The following is a 15,675-nucleotide window of genomic DNA, read 5'->3' as shown; positions in this document are numbered from 1 at the left end:
TAACATTATGAAAAAGAAAAACATCCAACTACTCGCTCTCATTTTTATTACTACGCTTTGCACATCTTGCAATATAGACCTTTTTAATAAAGTCATTGGCAACAGGAACATCGTAGTAAAAGAACGCAAACCACAAGCAAAATTTTCAGAAATAGAAGTAAGCAACGGTATTGACCTTTATATCCGCCAAGGAAATGCAAACGCAATTAGGGTTGAAGCAGACGAGAACTTGCATGCGCTTATTTATACCGAAGTATATGAAGGAGTCTTAAAAATCTATACCGAAAACAATATATGGAAGGCAAAATCAAAAAAAGTATATGTAACCATAAAAAACTTAACACTTTTAAAAGCAACAAGTGGAAGTGATGTCTACGGCGAAACCCTTATCAACGCAAAGGAAGCTATCATCACAAGCACCAGTGGTGCAAATATACGTCTTGAAATAAAAGCACAAAATTTAACAACAAAAACTTCAAGCGGCGCAGATCTCAAAATTTATGGTCGCAGCACATACCACGCTTCCAGTGCCACAAGTGGAAGTTCTATTGATGCTTCTAATTTAAAAAGCGAGCACGTAACTGCAAAAGCAACCAGTGGCGCGGACATACATATTTACGCGGAGTTAGAAATTGAAGCAAAAGCAACAAGCGGTGGATCCATTCAATTCAAAGGAAGTCCAACGATCATTAAAAAAACAACCACTTCTGGTGGAAATATTTCTAAAAAATAACAATCTCCGTATTGCTATTAACCAAGATAAGTTGCACAACAAAATAAATGTACGGGATTCAAAAACCTGTTGAACGCAATAAAACTTTTACAACGCTACCTATGCTCACTTTCTTAAAAATAATATTGACCACTACAATGCTCTTATTTGGATGTATTACTCACGAGACTGCCAGTGAAAACCAAAAGAACAGCAAGGCTTGTAAAGCGCATAAAAGCCATGAGACCGCGTCTTCTTTTCATTCTAAGATCACAAAGAAAATAGAATTGAAATGTTCGGAAAAACTAAAAGCAAAGGCTCCTATAGCAGGTATAAATTGATGGCAACTATTTTTCTTATGTTGGAAGCTTTTTACGTAAAGCACTTTCGCATTGAGAATACACGCTAAATTCTTTTGTAATCAATTAAGAGTTTTTGTATTTTTTCGTTTTCGTACACTGTAGGGTATAACTCACTTAGAATCATATGATATTCATAATCAATTCTCATTCCGTTGATCAAATGAGTGAAAGCGTATTCTTCTTTGTCTAACAAAAAAAACAGCCCAACAAATCTGTATTCCAATTCAGCAAAATGTTGATATGTTTTTTGCGCCTTCAACATTACTTTTAGTGCCTCGTTAAATTCTCCTAAAAAAGACAAAACGTCTGTCAAGCCCATGTAAATTTCTGGAGAAGTATCTCCCAGTTCCAAACAACTATTAAAGCCAATAACTGCCTTTTTAAAAAAACTAAGACGCAGGTTTATTTCCGCGTAACGTCTCCAATATAAGGCATTATCTTCGTCAATTTTTAGGGCTTTTGAAAGATAATAAGCCGCTTTTTGATAATTTTCTTGATCAAAATAAACGTTGGATAGCAAAATCCATGCTTTGTCTAATAAAGGATCTTCGTGCACCGCTTTTTTATAATACGAAACAGCAGCATCCAACTTCTCTAACTTCTCATAACACTCTCCAATTCTAAGATATGCAAAAGCGGTAGGATCGTCTAACTCCAGCGTAATTAAATAATTATCAATTGCCTCTTGATAGTTGTTTAATTGTTCTAAAGTTTTCGCTTTTTCTAAATATCCTCCCAAAAAAGACTCATCAATTAAAACAGCGTAATCAAAAGCTTTTAAAGCTTCCTTATAATTTTCTAATACAAATTGTTGACGACCTAACTGGTGCCAAGCGACTTCGCAATACGGGTTTATATCGATGTAAGAATTTAAATATTTTAGCGCCTCTTCGTGTTGCTTTTGCATATCAAAACAATAGACAATATTATACAACGCAGAGTAATCTTCATAATCCGCTTCAATACAATTGGTAAAATTTATTCGGGCATTTTTAAAATCTTCTAAATATAAATATTCCATCCCCATTAAAGACCAAATATCAATCTTGTCATCCGAATAAGAAAGTGCTTTTTGTAAATTTACAATGGCTTCTTCGTGCAATCCTTTTTTAGAATTAATAGTGGCCTTTTGAATGAAAACCTCTTCATTTTGAGGAGCTATTACCTCAATTTTTTTTAATAATTTAGATGCTTTTTCAATCTCATTTTCTACCAAATAGGTCTCTACCATTAGCAACTTCAAGTCAATAGATTGTGGATGTTGTTCCAACCCTAACTTTATTGCCTTTTTTGCCAAGGCTATTTTACCAGTATCTAAGTAGTGCACTATAATGTCTTCAAACTCCGACAAATCAAAAAAATAGATGTTGTTGGTTTTGAGCATGGATTCAAATTTTAATAGGGACATGACTAAGGGATTTGAATTATTTTACAAAGGTATTGCAACTGCTGAAATGCATTTAGATGCACTCTTATTTTTTTCAACAATTTAATTAACAAATGTACGTTTTACAAAACGACAAGTCTCAAAAACAATAAATAATTCATCAATAAAATCCCTTACAAAATTGTGCAATACACTTCGATTGTTCTCCTATACAATTGAAGTCTATCACACAATTCACGTCTTATTTCATAAAGAATAATTTTGTGTCTCCAAAAATTTAAGTTAATTTTGATTTTCAATAACCATTAAGCTAAATTGATGGCCTTCTAATGAGCAGAAAAACCTTATTGAACTCAAAAGATATTGAAATTATCCTACATCGATTGGCTTGCGAGTTAATTGAAAACCACAACGATTTTTCTAACACGGTATTGATCGGATTGCAACCTAGAGGTTCCTATCTCGCACAAAGATTAACGACGCTATTAAAAACAGATTACCATATTGAAAACTTAGAATTGGGACTGTTAGACATCACCTTTTATAGGGATGACTTTAGACGAAAAGAAACCACACTCGCCGCAGAAACCTCAAAAATGAATTTTCTTATTGAGGATAAAAAAGTAGTTATTATTGATGATGTTCTTTTCTCTGGAAGAAGCATTAGAGCAGCGTTGACAGCAATTCAATCGTATGGGCGACCAGAAAATATTGAATTACTAGTTTTAATAGACAGGAGATTTAGCCGACATCTGCCAATACAGCCAAATTATAAAGGCAGACAGGTAGATGCAATTAATGAAGAAAGGGTTTTAGTTACCTGGAAAGAAACGCATAAAAAAGACGCCGTTTTTATAGAACTCAAATAGCTGCCAAAAGGAATTTAAAAAGTGAGAATGAAGAAAAATAAAAAAATAGCGAACTTAAAACTTTTGATGTGTCAGAATTAAGCGTGGAGCATTTATTAGGTATTAAATACTTAAAACAAAATGATATTGATGTTATTTTTAAAACAGCCGATCATTTTAAAGAGGTAATTAACAGACCCATTAAAAAAGTACCTTCCTTAAGAGACATCACCATTGCCAATTTATTTTTTGAAAATAGCACCCGAACAAAACTAAGCTTTGAACTGGCCGAAAAAAGACTTTCCGCCGATGTCATTAACTTTTCCGCAAGTCAATCATCCGTAAAAAAAGGAGAGACATTAATAGATACCGTCAATAATATTTTAGCCATGAAAGTAGACATTGTGGTCATGCGGCATGGAAATGTAGGTGCTGGTGTTTTTCTTTCCAAGCATGTAAATGCAAAAATCATAAATGCTGGTGATGGCACTCACGAGCATCCTACTCAAGCTTTGTTAGACTCCTATTCTATAAGAGAAAAGCTCGGCAGTGTAAAGGGAAAAAAAATAGTAATTGTAGGAGATGTGTTGCACTCTAGGGTCGCACTTTCTAATATTTTCGCACTACAACTCCAAGGTGCAGAAGTAAAGGTTTGTGGCCCAACAACCTTAATACCCAAATATATAACAAGCTTAGGCGTACAGGTAGAAACGAACTTAAAAAAAGCTTTAGAATGGTGTGATGTTGCCAATGTTTTGCGCGTGCAACATGAAAGAATGGATATTAAGTACTTTCCTTCAACACGAGAATACACCCAGCTTTTCGGAATAAACCAAGATATTTTAGACAATCTCGGCAAAAAAATTGTGATCATGCACCCCGGGCCTATTAATCGTGGTGTAGAAATTACGAGTGCTGTTGCGGATTCTAATAATTCCATTATTTTAAATCAAGTAGAAAACGGTGTGGCAATTCGAATGGCGGTGATCTATTTATTAGCACAGCAAATAAAACGATAAGATGATAGTTGATAAAAAAGAAAAGTATTGCTTAATTTCTTCAGATGAACATTCCTTAAAAGCATTTCAAGATGCGTTTTTTGGAAAAGTAGCTGACTTTAAAACAGTACATGTCGTTCTTCAAATTTCTGAAGAAATTAACATTAAAAACGAAGAATTTTCATTATTTTTGAGTGTAGCCGTGCAAAAAAAGCAAGAAGGTACATCCTTTGTTATTGTAAACACAATTGTAAATATTGATATGTTTCCAGAGACAATAAATATTGTTCCCACTTTACAAGAAGCAGAAGATATTTTAGAAATGGAAGCTATTGAAAGATCTTTAGGATTTTAAATCGTAAAAAATGATTAAAAAAGTACTTTTTATTTTACTTTTAACGCTTTGTTTTAAAGGGTTTTCGCAAGAAAAACCAATAACAAATCTATCTACAGCTCCAAACCCATTTGCAAATGAAACTACCATTACTTTCAACACGTCATCCAATGCCACTGTAATTTTAACCGTGCGAAATATATTGGGAAAAACAGTCTTTGAAAAAGCATATGTTGCCAAAACTGGCATCAACACTATCCCTTTTTATAAAAATAATTTAATAGCAGGAATGTATCTCTACAGTATTCAAAACGAAAAAATATTAATTTCTAAACGGTTTGTTATTCAATGATCAACCTTACCATTTTGGGCTGTCATTCTGCAACTCCACGTGTAAATGCATTTCCAACTTCACAATATTTAGAAATAAACAACCATCACTTTTTAATTGATTGCGGTGAAGGCACACAGCGTCAAATGCGAAAATACAAAGTAGGGTTTTCTAAAATAAACCATATTTTCATTTCGCATCTCCATGGAGACCATTTTTATGGTCTGGTTGGCTTATTGTCTACCTACGGTATTCTGAGTAGAGAAAAAGAAATGCATATTTTTGGACCTAAAGGAATTAAAGCAGCCACTTTACAAATGCTCAAAATTTCTGAATCTCATGCCAAATTCGATATGATTTTCCATGAGCTGTCCTCTAAAGAAAGTGTGCTCATTTACGAAGATGACAAGGTTTGCGTGCATACCATACCTTTAACGCACCGCGTATATACCAACGGGTATTTATTTACAGAAAAAGAAAAACCTAGAAAACTGAACATGCTCAATATCAGCGGATATCCAGAAATTGACAAAGCAAATTATCTAAATATCAAAGCGGGAAGAAATGTTGAACTAGCTTCGGGAGAAATCATTCTAAATTCTGAGCTCACAGAAATGCCATCCAAAGCGCTAAGTTTTGCTTTTTGCAGTGATACAAGTTATAAGCCAGATATTGTTCCCATTATAAAAAATGTAGATCTGCTTTACCACGAGGCTACTTTTTTAGCCGATCGACAAGATTTAGCAAAAAAAACGAAGCACTCTACATCTCTTGAAGCGGCACAAATTGCAAAAGACGCAAATGTTGGACAATTGGTCATTGGACATTATTCTGGCAGGTATCCAGACACTTCTCTGTTTCAAAAAGAAGCCGAAACCGTTTTTAAAAATGTGGCTTTGGCAAAACCAGGAGCTATTTTTACGATCAACTAACAGATGCCGATGCCAGCATTAATATTGCCCTGTTGCTAAAAGAACCAAAGTACAAGCAACCTCACGGTCAATGTTATTTTCTTTTAATAATGCCACCAATGCTTCATTTTCAGTTCCTGGGTTGAACAGTACGCGCTTTGGATGCAAACTTAGAATATACGAATAATAGGTCTGTTGGTGCTGAGGACCAATATATAAAGTAATGGTGTGAATGTCTGGATAGGATAACTTTTCAGTTTCAATGAACACATCACCAATGTTCCCTTTTTTTAAACCGATGGCAACAACTGCTATATGATTGGCTCTTAATTTTTTAACCGCTTTATTAGCATAGCGGTCTTCTTTCACAGAAGCACCGAGCACTAGTGTCTTTTTTTGCATATTTGTATTTTTTTAAGAGGCAAGAAAACTTGATAAAACACATTTTTCATTAGATGCAATTAATTGTCCTTGGTCCCTTTTATTGCTGATGTTACGGCGATCGCACTATTAAATAGACAACAAATAAAGATAACAATGCCATTTGTTTTTTCATATTCAAAAATGATCATTCCTGAAAATATATTTAAAATAAAAAAAAACAGTCCAAGATTTGACAGCAGTAAAAGAAACTTGTATTTTTTTTTCATACTTCGATTTTTTAATTAAAAAAATTAACCTCTTCTTCCCATTCTGTTGCTTCTCATTTCTATCATTTTATTTCTAACTGTCTCGGCGTAGTTCTTTTTTGTAATATCTGTACCCCTCTCTGGTGCTTCAATAAGTACTTTATTTTCTTTATTAATTACAATTTCAGTGCATAACAAAGTGGTATTATCTACACTAACCTCAAGAATTAGTCCAGGCAAACCCCAAAACTCACCCGGTCCTTGAGCAAACGGAATTTGCGGTGCATACCAAGCTTCTACAACCACCATTTTTTCAGAGACTACTGCACTCTGATCTGCTTTCTTTTCACTTGTTCTTAAATCGCTCCAAGAAAAATCATACCAATTTAGTTCTATGTCAGGCACAAAAGCTTTGGCCTTATAACAGGTGTATTGTCCTATTTTTTTTGATTCCGTTCCCATCGTCCATTCTAGTTTATAAAGCGTGTCTTTTACTAAAAATCGTTTTCCGTAAAACTCTTGACTCTGCACCAATGTGCTCTCTTTTATATTTTTGTACTGATCTCCTCTTGAAAAATACCCTCCCCAAGAGTCAGTAGCTCCCGAAATAGCATCAATTTTTTCTTCTTCTAAAAAAGTAGATTCCTTACTATTAAAACGCAACACATACGTCTTTTCAAGTCGATTTTTAAGGCGGGCCGCAATTTGTTTTTTTCTAGCTTCACTCATTGTTGCTCCGTAACTGCCTAAATCCATTTTTGATTTAGAAACATAGGTAGCTTTCCCGTGAAAATTTTGAGCATTTGTGGTAAAAAAAAGACCAATACTACAGATATATAAGGGAAAATTTAAAATAATGAGCTTCATAATTGGCTTATTTTTTAAAGGTTAATTGTAAAAATAACCAATTAATTAACAAAGCCATTTTTTAGGTCAAAATTTAACAATACTTTAAAATTAACACAAACCTTTTGCAATGAACGCGTTTTTGCTTGATATTAAAATATGAAGAACCTAACAGTACCTGTAGAAAATTAATAATTGTCAATTGTACTTCAAAAAATGCTGTTCGACTTCCTCCCGTTTGATTGAACGATCATTTCTCTTTCCTACAATTTTGATACAAAAAGGTGCTCTTAAAATGAGCACCTTTTTGTATCCTTTTAGAACCATAAGAAACACCTGTCTTCTACCAGCGGATAATCACAGATCCCCAAGTAAATCCACTACCAAAAGCAGCGAGAACAACCAAATCGTTGTCTTTGATCTTTCCTTGCTCCCAGGCTTCTGTTAAAGCAATAATTATGGAGGCCGCTGTTGTATTGCCGTAGTTCATAATATTATTGAAAACCTGATCATCCGACAGTCTAAACTTTTTTTGTATGAACTGCGCAATGCGCAAGTTTGCCTGATGTGGAATTAGCATATCAATATCTTCTTTCGCTAGTTTGTTGGCTTGTAACCCTTCTTCAATCGCTTCAGAAAAACGAGTAATGGCGTGTTTAAAAACAAATTGGCCATTCATATGTGGGTAATAAGAAACATCATCTGGATCATTATTTTCAAGAATTTCTGGCACCCAACGCTGTGTTGAAGGTCCTTCTAAAACCAGCTCTTTTGCATGCTTTCCTTCCGAGTGTAAATGGGAAGAAAGAATTCCTTTCCCTGCTTCCTCACATCGCGATAAAACGGCAGCTCCTGCGCCGTCACCAAAAATGACAGTTACATTTCTACCTCTGGTCGAACGTTCTAAACCACCCGAATGATTTTCTGCACCAATCACCAAAATGTTTTTATACATTCCAGTCTTTATAAATTGATCCGCCACAGACATTGCATAGATGAAACCAGAACACTGGTTTCGAATATCCAAAGCCCCAATTGTAGGCATCTCTAAAAGATCCTGAACCAATACCCCACTTCCTGGAAAATACAAGTCTGGACTTAGAGTGGCAAACACAATAAAATCGATATCATCTTTTGTGAGCCCTGCTCGCTCCATGGCTATTTTAGATGCTTTTGCACCCATCACAGCTGTAGTATCTCCCGACCCTGGATCTATCCAACGTCTTTCTTTAATTCCAGTTCTCTCTTGGATCCATTCGTCTGAAGTTTCCATAAATTCCTTTAAATCGTCATTGGTAACAACATTCTCTGGAACATAAGATCCAAGTCCAGTAATTTTAGAATTGTACATATTTTAGTAGTTATTTATTTATTTGCTTGTAATGCTTTAAGAAGGGGATAGACCGATATACTTTGAAGAGATAGACTTATCTCACAAGCTAAAATCGTAAAATATAAAAAAGCAAAGTTACGAGATATTTAGTTCTTAGATATTTTATCTAAAGTATATTCTGAAATAAGAATACCGCTACAAATCATTTGGCTTTGATACTCAAATCCCGAATTGCCCTTGTCAACAAAACGAAAAAAAAACCTAAAACATAAACCAAACAATGAAAATCTATTATAGGACAACAATAAACTGCGTGCACGAAATGCCCGTAGCTTGTTTACAACTATTTTGAAGAAAACTTGCAGCAAAGCAAAAAGCGTCTGTAAAAAAGGCTGACTTTGCCATTTATTTTATTCGAATCAAATACCCAGTATTTTCATAAAAAAATTAATTATAGCGGGAAAGCACTGTAAAGCGTCCTTTTCTCTGTATTTTTTTTGCTTAAAATATTAAACCGATCACAGGGTTTAACAATTGGAATCTCCGCCAATCCACCAATTCTAGAAACAACACAGTACCAAATGCCCATTGCAATACTCTTTCTTTTAATTAGACAAGATCCTTTTTAGCAACTACCACCTTAGCTCCTTTTACAGACAGTCAAAAATCAAAATTTCGGGAGCGCACTGCGAATCGTTACCACTTCATATCTCTAACATGAATTTTTTAAAAAAAATTACTACAAAAAACAAAAATCAAACATGAAAAATATTTCTGTCATCTTGTCATAAAACACTCTTTGGTATTTTATTTGACTATAGCTATTCCTAATTAATAAAACAAAATAAAATGGCAAAAGGAAACATTAATGTATCGGTAGAAAATATTTTTCCTCTGATAAAAAAATTCTTGTATTCTGATCACGAAATATTTTTAAGAGAACTTATTTCTAACGGAACAGACGCAACTTCTAAACTAAAACATCTCATCGCAATTGGAGAGGCTGACACAGAGTTAGGAGACGCTAAAATTGAAGTAAGCATAGACAAAGAAGCCAAAACAATTACGATCAAAGATCAAGGTTTAGGAATGACTTCTGATGAGGTTGAAAAATACATTAATCAAATTGCATTTTCTGGTGCAGAAGAATTTTTAGACAAATACAAAGACAACGAGGCGGGAATTATTGGACATTTTGGCCTTGGTTTCTATTCTGCGTTTATGGTAGCTTCAAAAGTAGAATTGATTACAAAATCTTTTAAAGATGCACCTGCAGCTCATTGGACTTGTGATGGCTCTCCTGAATTTACACTGGTGGAAAGCGATAAGGCAGACAGAGGAACAGAAATCATCTTGCATATAGCGGAAGATTCTTTAGACTTTTTAGAAGAAAATAAAATCGGAGGCTTATTAGACAAATACAATCGTTTTAACCAAGTGCCCATAAAATTTGGAACGAAAGAAATTAACGATCCTGAATTTACACCTGCAACGACAAAAGATGCAGAAGGAAAAGAAACTACAGAAGCACACAAACAAATTACGGTTGATAACATCATCAACAATACTGCGCCCGCTTGGACAAAAATGCCTGCAGACTTAAAAGAGGAGGATTATGATAATTTCTACAGAGAATTGTATCCGATGCAATTTGAAGAGTCTTTATTTCACATTCACTTAAATGTTGATTATCCTTTTAACTTGACAGGAATTTTATTCTTTCCTAAGTTAAGTCCATCAATGGACATGCAAAAGGACAAAATCCAATTGTACCAAAATCAAGTTTTTGTAACGGACAACGTAGAGGGCATCGTTCCTGACTTTTTACAGATGTTAAAAGGTGTAATTGATTCTCCAGACATTCCTTTAAATGTCTCTCGTTCTGGACTACAAGCGGACGGTGCTGTCAAGAAAATTTCGGGATACATCACTAAAAAAGTAGGTGATAAATTAGTCTCTTTATTTAAGAAAGACAGAGCTGATTTCGAAAAGAAATGGAATGACATCAAAGTGATTATTGAATACGGAATGTTATCTGAAGACAAGTTCTTTGACAAAGCGAAAAAGTTTGCTTTGTATCCAACCGTAGCAAATTCTTATTTTACGTTTGACGAGTTACTCGAAAAAACAAAAGATTCTCAGACAGATAAAGACGGAAACCATGTTGTTCTATATGCTGCAAATAAAGATGCACAACACAGTTTTATCCAAGCTGCAACCGAAAAAGGGTATGAAGTACTAATTTTAGACTCTCCTATTATCTCGCACCTGATGCAGAAATTAGAGGGTTCTGCTGAAAAAGTGAAGTTTACGCGAGTGGACGCAGATCACATTGATAATTTAATAAAAAAAGAAGATAATGTAATTTCTAAATTGTCTGATGAAGAAACAACCACTTTAAAACCAATTATTGAGGCTGCAGTAAACTCAAAAACGTATACGGTTCAATTAGAAGCAATGGATTCTGCTGCTTCTCCTTTTATCATTACAGTTCCTGAGTTTATGCGCAGAATGAAAGAAATGCAAGCATCTGGAGGTGGCGGTGGCATGATGGGAATGGGTAATTTCCCTGACATGTACAATTTAGTGGTAAACACAAACAGTCCATTGGTCTCTGACATTTTAAATAATAAAGATGGCGAAGCACAAAAACATTTAATTTCTCAAGCTTTTGATTTGGCAAAATTATCTCAGAACCTTTTACATGGTGAAGAGTTGACAAACTTTATCAAACGTTCATATGCATTGATTAAATAAAAACGAGCCATTCATCAAAAAAACAATGAAGTAACCCATTGACTTGACTTTAAATTCAATGAATTCCTTGCTGTACTTTGACTGAAAGCGCAAACAATACGAAAGCCTCTTTGTGAAAATAAAGAGGCTTTTTAAATTGAAAAAAATAAAGATCAAACTTTAAAAAATGAAAAATAATCAGTAAATTTAAGGAAAGGTTCAAACTCTATTTTACAAGGTAATAGCACGCTAAGAATTGTAAACTACCGAAAACAAAAAAGTGTTGTTGAACCCTTCTTTTTAGTATGTAAATTTTAGATTTATCTTTAGTATATGTTATCCTTACTCAAAACCACGATTACCAAAGCGACCCAAGAAGACGCTGCTATGCTTTCTAAATTAAGCACTGCCGCTTTTTTACCAGCACATGGACACTCAGCTCCTAAAGAAATTATAGATGCCTATATTGCGGCTAATTTCAGTGAGGAAAATTTTAAAGCTGAACTTTCAAATCCAAAATTTCAGTACCATCTGTTGTATTATGAAGGTACAATCGCCGGATTTTCTAAAATTATCTTCAATACTGAGCATGCGCACATTAAAGCAAAAAACAGTACCAAAATGGAGCGCTTATACCTTTTGGAAGCCTTTTATAATTTAGGTCTTGGAAAAGAACTGATGGACTTTAATATTGCTTTGGCAAAACAACACCAACAAACAGGTATTTGGTTATTTGTATGGGTAGAAAACACAAAAGCAATTGCCTTTTATAAAAAAACAGGATTTAAAAATGTAGGTACACATGACTTTATATTGTCACCAACAAAAACAAATCCAAACCATGTCTTATCTTTGGAGTTTTAAAACCAACTAAAAACACGAATCTCTTTTAGTATCAAAAAAAAGTAATGATGAAATTATCAGAAATCAAAAAGCATTTAAAAAATTTAAAAGAAATCGGATTTCAACTACCAAATGGAAATCTTGTACAAGCTCACTTCCACGTTACTGAAGTTGGTAAAACAACCAAAAACTATATTGATTGTGGTGGTAAGATTAGGAATGAAGAAAAAATAAATTTCCAACTTTGGGAAGAAAAAGATTACGATCACAGATTGCATCCAGACCGCTTACTTCAAATCATAACCTTGTCTGAAAAAACGTTTCAGTTGGAAGATTTAGAAATTGAAGTAGAATACCAAGGAAAAGAAACAATTGGCACCTATCACTTAGACTTTGATGGCACCAACTTCCTATTACAATCAAAATTAACGGCCTGTTTGGCAGAAGACGCGTGTGGCATAACAACAGAAAAACCAAGAATTAAAATTTCTGACGCAGGTGCTTCGAATGCTTGTGATCCAAATTCTGGCTGCTGTTAAAAAAAGGTGTTTTTTAATAGACCGTGCGAACTATAAAGGGTAGGCTCAGAACGTGTAAAATTCGCTTTAAATTAACGCCTATTTTATTCCAAATCAATGTCCTTAGAGTTTTCTGAATACGTTCTCCACTTCTCTAAACAATTTGTAATATCCTGGGGAATCTCAGAATTAAACTGCATAAAAACACCCGTTTTTGGATGCGTGAACCCTAGTGTTTTTGCATGCAAAGCCTGCCTTGGCAATACTTTAAAGCAATTGTGTACAAATTGCTTGTATTTGGTAAACGTAGTTCCTTTTAAAACCCCATCTCCACCATAACGCTCGTCATTAAAAAGAGTGTGTCCAATGTGCTTAAAGTGCGCTCTAATTTGATGCGTTCTTCCCGTCTCCAACTTGCACTCTACTAAAGTAACATAGGTCAATCTTTCTAACACTTTATAATGGCTAACCGCATGCTTTCCAAAATCACCATCTGGAAAAACAGCCATTTGAAGACGGTTCTTCAAACTCCTACCGATATTTCCTTCAATACGACCTTCATCCTCAGCAACATTTCCCCAAACCAAGGCATAATACAGACGCTCAGTTGTTCTTTCAAAAAACTGGCGTGATAAATTTGCCATTGCAAATTCAGTCTTTGCCACCACTAACAAACCGCTGGTATCTTTATCAATTCGATGCACCAAACCAGGTCTTTCATTTGAATTTGTAGGCAAGTTCTCTATGTGATGAATTAATCCATTGACCAAAGTCCCCGAGTAATTTCCGTGTCCTGGATGCACCACCATTCCTGCGGGCTTATTCACCACAATTACAGTATCATCCTCATAAATAATGTCCAAAGGAATGTCCTCTGCAACCAATAAACTTTCTGCTGGTGGATATGCTAAAACAATCCGCACAACATCATTTGGCTTTACTTTATGATTCGATTTCACTGATATTTCATTCACCAATACGTTGCCTGCTTTTGCCGCTTGCTGCAACTTACTTCTGGTGGCATTCTCAATAAAGTTCATTAAAAACTTATCTACTCTTAAGGGCTCTTGCCCAGCACTTGCTACAAACTTATAATGCTCGTATAATTCTTCGTTTTCTAGATCTTGACTCTGATTTTCCTGCAAAATGATTCTTTTATTTTTTATAATTTAATTTAAAAACGCCTACCAAAACTAGGGTATTCAAAACGAAGCTAGTTTCCTTCACCATCCCCTAAAACTAAATTCAAAATAGAATTTAGCGGTACTTTATCTCCTTTATTAATACCTTTTCCTTTAAAACGGATTCCTCTTACAACATCCTTTCCGATATCATTTACAAAAGTAAATTTGGTCCCAACACGCAAACCCATTGCACGCAATTGCGAAGAGGCCTGTCTTTTTGTACGACCGTCTAAATTTGGAACGGTTACATCTCTGTATTTTGAGGGATTTAAAGTCAAATATATTTTACGTTTTTCCTTTACAAAATCTCCTACCTCTGGTGTTTGTTCAATGACAGATTTCGCGGGATAGGCAGGATTAAAGCTGGCACTATCTATAATTACAGCTGCCAAATCTAATGCGTCTAATTTCATAGAAACCTCCACTAAAGACAGTTTCTGTAAGTCTGGCACTTCTATCTTTTGATGGTGATTTGTAGTGACTTCGAGCCACGATTTTAAACCAAAAACAAATAACAATAAAGCCGCAATAGCAATTGCTATTTGAACAAAAAAAGTTTTACTTTTTAAAAAATGAAATACAGACATACCCTTTTTTTTAGTCCCACAAATATATAAAAACTAAACGTTGCTGATTCTATTTATATTTTGATAAATTTGTGTTACTATATTTCATATAATGAAGAAGAATATTGCCATTATAATGGGGGGTTACTCCTCTGAAGCAGACATTTCTATAAAGAGCGGAAATGTAGTCTATGACAACTTAGACAAAGAAAAATACACTGCTTATCGGGTACTAATTTCAACAGAAAAATGGGTCGCCCTAGATGCCGATGGCACTGCATATCCCATTGATAAAAACAACTTTTCATTTTTGTTGCAGGATGCTTCTATTCTCTTTGACTGCGTTTTTAACGCAATTCACGGTGCTCCTGGAGAAAACGGAGAACTGCTGGCTTATTTTAATCTTATCAACTTAAAACACACCTCCGCTTCCTTTTATCAAATGGCATTGACTTATAATAAAAGAGATACACTGTGCGTTGTAAAAGCCTATGGCATTCAAACAGCAACAGCAGTATACCTAAATAAAGGTGCTGCAATTGATCTTGATACTATTATTGCGAAAGTTGGACTGCCGTGTTTTATAAAGCCAAACAAAGCTGGATCCAGTTTCGGAATTTCAAAAGTATATAGCAGAGAAGCCATTTTACCCGCCATTGCACTTGCATATAAAGAAGATTCTGAAATTTTAATTGAATCTTTTTTAAAGGGTATTGAAGTATCTGTGGGTGTTATTTCTTATCAAGGAGTTACAACAGTATTGCCCATTACGGAAATTGTTTCCGAAAATGATTTCTTTGACTATGACGCCAAATACAACGGAAAATCAAAGGAAATTACGCCTGCAAGAATCACAAAAGAACAGCGAAAGAAAGTAGAAGAGGCCGCTAAAAATGTATATGAAATTTTAAATTTAACTGGCTTTTCAAGATCAGAATTTATTTTTGTCAACGAAGAACCGTATTTCTTAGAAATAAACATGGTCCCTGGATTGACAACTCAAAGTATTTTACCACAACAAGCACTGGCAGCAGGCATCTCTTTAGCAGATTTGTTTGACAATGCGATTGTCTCTGCTTTGCAATAAAAACTTTAGAAATGCCGCTATCAACAGTATATTTAAATACAATATAGATC

General features: G+C 34.6%; 17 protein-coding genes. 10 read left to right on the top strand and 7 right to left on the bottom strand.

Features of this window, described 5'->3' with window-relative positions; genetic code table 11:
- Nucleotides 1-7: 7 nt before the first annotated feature.
- Complete coding sequence (locus PI23P_RS07155; protein ID WP_004570106.1) at nucleotides 8-733, top strand: head GIN domain-containing protein; 726 nt, start codon at nucleotides 8-10, stop codon at nucleotides 731-733.
- 384 nt (nucleotides 734-1,117) lie between these two features.
- Here the strand turns inward: PI23P_RS07155 and PI23P_RS07145 are convergent, their stop codons facing one another.
- On the bottom strand, nucleotides 1,118-2,482 hold the full coding sequence (locus PI23P_RS07145; protein ID WP_004570104.1) for a tetratricopeptide repeat protein: 1,365 nt from the start codon (nucleotides 2,480-2,482) through the stop codon (nucleotides 1,118-1,120).
- Between the two features lie 308 nt (nucleotides 2,483-2,790).
- On the opposite strand from PI23P_RS07145, the gene pyrR reads away from it, so the two are divergent.
- From pyrR to PI23P_RS07120, 5 genes are all read left to right on the top strand, one after another.
- Entirely contained in the window at nucleotides 2,791-3,330 is a 540-nt protein-coding gene (gene pyrR, locus PI23P_RS07140; RefSeq protein ID WP_004570102.1) for a bifunctional pyr operon transcriptional regulator/uracil phosphoribosyltransferase PyrR, read from the top strand.
- Between the two features lie 68 nt (nucleotides 3,331-3,398).
- Entirely contained in the window at nucleotides 3,399-4,328 is a 930-nt protein-coding gene (locus PI23P_RS07135) for an aspartate carbamoyltransferase catalytic subunit (protein WP_004570101.1), read from the top strand.
- A 1-nt stretch (nucleotide 4,329) separates the two neighbouring features.
- Nucleotides 4,330-4,662, top strand: a complete 333-nt coding sequence (locus tag PI23P_RS07130) for a hypothetical protein (protein WP_004570100.1) — start codon at nucleotides 4,330-4,332, stop codon at nucleotides 4,660-4,662.
- A 10-nt stretch (nucleotides 4,663-4,672) separates the two neighbouring features.
- Nucleotides 4,673-4,993 carry a T9SS type A sorting domain-containing protein gene (locus PI23P_RS07125; protein WP_004570099.1) on the top strand — a complete coding sequence of 107 codons (321 nt, stop codon included), beginning with the start codon at nucleotides 4,673-4,675 and terminating at the stop codon, nucleotides 4,991-4,993.
- Complete coding sequence (locus PI23P_RS07120) at nucleotides 4,990-5,904, top strand: ribonuclease Z (RefSeq protein ID WP_004570098.1); 915 nt, start codon at nucleotides 4,990-4,992, stop codon at nucleotides 5,902-5,904. The genes PI23P_RS07125 and PI23P_RS07120 overlap by 4 nt, the downstream gene beginning before the upstream one ends.
- Nucleotides 5,905-5,922: 18 nt before the next feature.
- On the opposite strand, the gene PI23P_RS07115 is transcribed toward PI23P_RS07120, so the two are convergent.
- The 4 genes from PI23P_RS07115 to PI23P_RS07100 all read right to left on the bottom strand — a co-directional run bounded on the left by PI23P_RS07115 (nucleotide 5,923) and on the right by PI23P_RS07100 (nucleotide 8,709).
- On the bottom strand, nucleotides 5,923-6,285 hold the full coding sequence (locus PI23P_RS07115; protein WP_004570097.1) for a CoA-binding protein: 363 nt from the start codon (nucleotides 6,283-6,285) through the stop codon (nucleotides 5,923-5,925).
- A 59-nt stretch (nucleotides 6,286-6,344) separates the two neighbouring features.
- The gene (locus PI23P_RS07110; protein WP_004570096.1) at nucleotides 6,345-6,533 is read right to left on the bottom strand and encodes a hypothetical protein; all 189 of its coding nucleotides are present in this window, start codon (nucleotides 6,531-6,533) and stop codon (nucleotides 6,345-6,347) included.
- A 24-nt stretch (nucleotides 6,534-6,557) separates the two neighbouring features.
- Nucleotides 6,558-7,379, bottom strand: coding sequence for a GLPGLI family protein (locus PI23P_RS07105; protein WP_004570095.1), 822 nt, complete (start codon nucleotides 7,377-7,379; stop codon nucleotides 6,558-6,560).
- Nucleotides 7,380-7,701: 322 nt separating this feature from the next.
- Nucleotides 7,702-8,709: a 3-oxoacyl-ACP synthase III family protein gene (locus PI23P_RS07100; protein WP_004570094.1), complete on the bottom strand. Its 1,008-nt coding sequence runs from the start codon at nucleotides 8,707-8,709 to the stop codon at nucleotides 7,702-7,704.
- Nucleotides 8,710-9,540: 831 nt separating this feature from the next.
- Here PI23P_RS07100 and htpG point away from each other — a divergent pair.
- The 3 genes from htpG (at nucleotide 9,541) to PI23P_RS07085 (ending at nucleotide 12,809) form a co-directional block, all read left to right on the top strand.
- On the top strand, nucleotides 9,541-11,448 hold the full coding sequence (gene htpG / locus PI23P_RS07095; RefSeq protein ID WP_004570093.1) for a molecular chaperone HtpG: 1,908 nt from the start codon (nucleotides 9,541-9,543) through the stop codon (nucleotides 11,446-11,448).
- Between the two features lie 312 nt (nucleotides 11,449-11,760).
- A complete protein-coding gene (locus tag PI23P_RS07090; RefSeq protein ID WP_004570092.1) occupies nucleotides 11,761-12,291 on the top strand; it encodes a GNAT family N-acetyltransferase in 531 nt (176 codons plus the stop codon).
- Nucleotides 12,292-12,338: 47 nt separating this feature from the next.
- On the top strand, nucleotides 12,339-12,809 hold the full coding sequence (locus PI23P_RS07085; RefSeq protein ID WP_004570091.1) for a DUF6428 family protein: 471 nt from the start codon (nucleotides 12,339-12,341) through the stop codon (nucleotides 12,807-12,809).
- An 83-nt stretch (nucleotides 12,810-12,892) separates the two neighbouring features.
- Here the strand turns inward: PI23P_RS07085 and PI23P_RS07080 are convergent, their stop codons facing one another.
- Entirely contained in the window at nucleotides 12,893-13,933 is a 1,041-nt protein-coding gene (locus PI23P_RS07080; RefSeq protein ID WP_004570090.1) for an RluA family pseudouridine synthase, read from the bottom strand.
- A gap of 68 nt (nucleotides 13,934-14,001) precedes the next feature.
- Nucleotides 14,002-14,559, bottom strand: a complete 558-nt coding sequence (locus tag PI23P_RS07075; protein ID WP_004570089.1) for a PASTA domain-containing protein — start codon at nucleotides 14,557-14,559, stop codon at nucleotides 14,002-14,004.
- A gap of 91 nt (nucleotides 14,560-14,650) precedes the next feature.
- On the opposite strand from PI23P_RS07075, the gene PI23P_RS07070 reads away from it, so the two are divergent.
- A complete protein-coding gene (locus PI23P_RS07070) occupies nucleotides 14,651-15,625 on the top strand; it encodes a D-alanine--D-alanine ligase (protein ID WP_004570088.1) in 975 nt (324 codons plus the stop codon).
- Nucleotides 15,626-15,675 lie beyond the last annotated feature (50 nt).

This window comes from Polaribacter irgensii 23-P (genome assembly GCF_000153225.1).
In the GTDB taxonomy this organism is placed as follows: Bacteria; Bacteroidota; Bacteroidia; order Flavobacteriales; family Flavobacteriaceae; genus Polaribacter; species Polaribacter irgensii.
The sequence above is the reverse complement of the archived record's forward strand: the minus strand, read 5'-3'. Positions and strand labels throughout refer to the sequence as shown.